We start from the raw sequence: 2573 nt of genomic DNA, 5'->3' as shown, positions 1-2573 counted from the left end.
TCGAACAAAAAAAGGATCTCCCCCGATGAAAAACCTCTTCCTCGTACCTGTCCTGACACTGGCTAGCTCGCTCTGTGCTATGGCGGCGGATGAAGTCGCAAAAGCGCCGCCGGCCACCCCTTATCAGCAGATCAGCAAGCTGGTGAAGTTGCCCGATTTCCTCCCCGGCATGGGCCAGCTCTTCGTCGATCCGGCGACTTTGCCGGCCGGTCCGTTCCTCGCATATGATCATGACGGCAAGCTTGTCAGCACGATCTATATGCTGCCGACCAAGGATCTCAATCCGGATAAGTCATTCGATAACCTCGCCGCGCCGGGCGGCAACGTCGACCATGTCGACGTCTATTACAATGCCGGCCATCCAGGCGTGGAAGAGCCGCATGTCCATGTGGTCCTGTGGCATGTTGCGGCGGCCGGCGAAGCGAGCGTCGCCAAATGAAGGTCGCGCGGCGTGAAGTGCTGGGTCTAGGGGGCGGGCTCGTCGTCGCCCTTTCACTGTCTCGGCGGGACGTGTGGGCCGAAGAGGTAGTGGAGATTAGGATGCAGGGGCGCGCCGATGGCTCGCATGTCTGGTTCGACCCAATCGGTGTTCTGATCAAGCCGGGTCAGATGGTCCGCTGGACCAACTTCAATCCCGGCAATTCGCATACGACGACCGCCTATCATCCAGCAAACTTCGGGAAACCGCTGCGCATTCCTGAATCGGCAAAATCCTGGGATTCAGACTATCTCCTGCCCGACGAGAGCTTTTCGGTAACCTTCACCGATCAAGGGGTTTATGACTATTATTGCGTTCCCCACGAGCAGGCTGGAATGGTCGGCCGCATCATAGTCGGCGAACCAGAAGCGCATGGCCGCTGGATGGAGGCGGTCGCTGCAAGCAGCGGCCTACCGGACGAGGCCCTCAAAGCGTTTCCGAAGGTCGAAGAAATCATGGCAAAGCGGACAGTCCGCCGAGTTTAGGTAGCGCACCGAGCGTTTCGGCGCTGTCCAGCCGACGAACGAATAGATGAAGGCGATGGCGCGGGGACCGTAGTTTCCAAACGGCCTCGGAAACCATGGGGGGCTATCATGACAGACATGGCTTTTCGGGCAGAACGATTGCTGCAACGGCAGGCGGAGAGCAGCGGCGGCGCACAGACAGCCGAACAGCGCCAACGCGCAATCCGGCGGCTTGCCTCTTTGGGGGAGATGACCGGCGGTATTGCCCATGATCTCAGGAACATTCTGGCGATTGTCGAATCGGGCCTGAGGCTCGCCGAAAGAAAAGCCGACCAGCCGGAGAGCGTGCGCGCCTTTATCGCGGCGGCGCGGGAAGGCGTCGCTCGGGGCGTTGAACTGATATCGCAGTTGCTCGCTTTTGCAGACGATAGAGAACCCAACCTGCAAGTGCGCGACCTGAATGAACTCGTCAGCTTTTCCGCGCCATTCCTACGGTATGGCGCGGGACCTGGCGTTCGCGTCAGGCTCGAACTTGGTTCCGACATTCCAAGCTGCCTGATCGGTCCGGCGTTGTTCGACGCCGCCGTCCTCAATATTGTCCTTAACGCTCGCGATGCCTTGCGAGGCGGCGGTGAGATTTGGATCGGAACGGAGCGGCTCGTCGCGACGAATTGTGCGCCAGGCGGGCCAGCGCCGGGAACCTACGCCCGGCTTCGCGTCAAGGACAAGGGCTGCGGGATGTCACAGGAAGTTCTGCAAAAGGTGCTGGACCCGTTCTTCACGACCAAGGGCGAGAACGGCACCGGAATGGGGTTGGCGCAGGTGCGCACTTTCATGCAGATGGTCGGCGGCCATCTGAGCATTGCCAGTGAACGAGGCACCGGAACCACAGTCGATCTGCTGTTTCCATTGCCCGAGGCGGCCACTTAGGCCTCGATGTTGCCTTCGGAGATCGCGCGCAAACCCGCAAGGGCCGGTCCCACGACACTCTCATCGGCATTTGCAGACCTCACCGAGTAAACGGGATAGGAGTATTGCGGCATGTCGGGTACGAGGTAGAGCTCACGCGCAGCTAAATGCGGCGCTACCGCGCTCGTCCTGAAATAACCCGAGCCGCCGCTCGCAAGGACATAGCTGAGAGCCAGGGGACCGAGATCGAAAGAGAGGTCCGGTGCGACATCCGGGAAATTCATGTCATGTTGCCGCCCGAAATCCGGCCCCCAATCCATGTAGACGTAGCTCGCCTCCTCAAGGTGCTTCGCTTCCGGATCGGTTGTCACAAGCACGAGCTTTTCTTCCATCAGCAGGTCGATTCGAAGGCCGGGTCGATGCTGGGGAGCATACATGATCGCCACATCGACCATTCCCGAGGCGACCTGATTGATCAGATCCTGGGGCACGTCGACATGGACTCGAAGTGCGATATCGGGAAGAAATCGGCGAATCCATCCCACCCAGCTCAGCAGCAGTGGTTGCGCAAGAGTGACTTCGCTGCCGACCGTCAGCACCGCTCGGCGCCCTGCCGGCACTTTGACCTGTTGACGAGTGCGCTGCCATAACTGGACGAAGGTTGGCGCGTGGCGCAGGAACTGCTCGCCCGCCGGCGTGAGAGACGCGCCGCCTTTGTTCCG

At 60.4% G+C, this 2573-nt stretch carries 4 protein-coding genes; 3 read left to right on the top strand and 1 reads right to left on the bottom strand.

The window, feature by feature from the left end; translation table 11 throughout:
* The first annotated feature begins 25 nt into the window (after positions 1-25).
* The 3 genes from N181_RS07990 (at position 26) to N181_RS07980 (ending at position 1872) form a co-directional block, all read left to right on the top strand.
* On the top strand, positions 26-439 hold the full coding sequence (locus N181_RS07990) for a DUF5602 domain-containing protein (RefSeq protein ID WP_037436930.1): 414 nt from the start codon (positions 26-28) through the stop codon (positions 437-439).
* Positions 436-963, top strand: a complete 528-nt coding sequence (locus N181_RS07985; protein WP_060563324.1) for a plastocyanin/azurin family copper-binding protein — start codon at positions 436-438, stop codon at positions 961-963. Before N181_RS07990 ends, N181_RS07985 begins: the two co-directional genes overlap by 4 nt.
* A gap of 108 nt (positions 964-1071) precedes the next feature.
* On the top strand, positions 1072-1872 hold the full coding sequence (locus N181_RS07980) for a two-component system sensor histidine kinase NtrB (RefSeq protein ID WP_037396689.1): 801 nt from the start codon (positions 1072-1074) through the stop codon (positions 1870-1872).
* On the opposite strand, the gene N181_RS07975 is transcribed toward N181_RS07980, so the two are convergent.
* Positions 1869-2573: LysR family transcriptional regulator (locus tag N181_RS07975; protein WP_060563322.1), on the bottom strand; the 705-nt coding region annotated here is incomplete at its 5' end. The genes N181_RS07980 and N181_RS07975 overlap by 4 nt on opposite strands.

Source organism: Sinorhizobium fredii USDA 205 (assembly GCF_001461695.1).
GTDB classification, from domain to species: Bacteria; Pseudomonadota; Alphaproteobacteria; order Rhizobiales; family Rhizobiaceae; genus Sinorhizobium; species Sinorhizobium fredii.
Note: the sequence above shows the minus strand (reverse complement) of the source record. Positions and strands in the feature narration are given on the sequence as shown.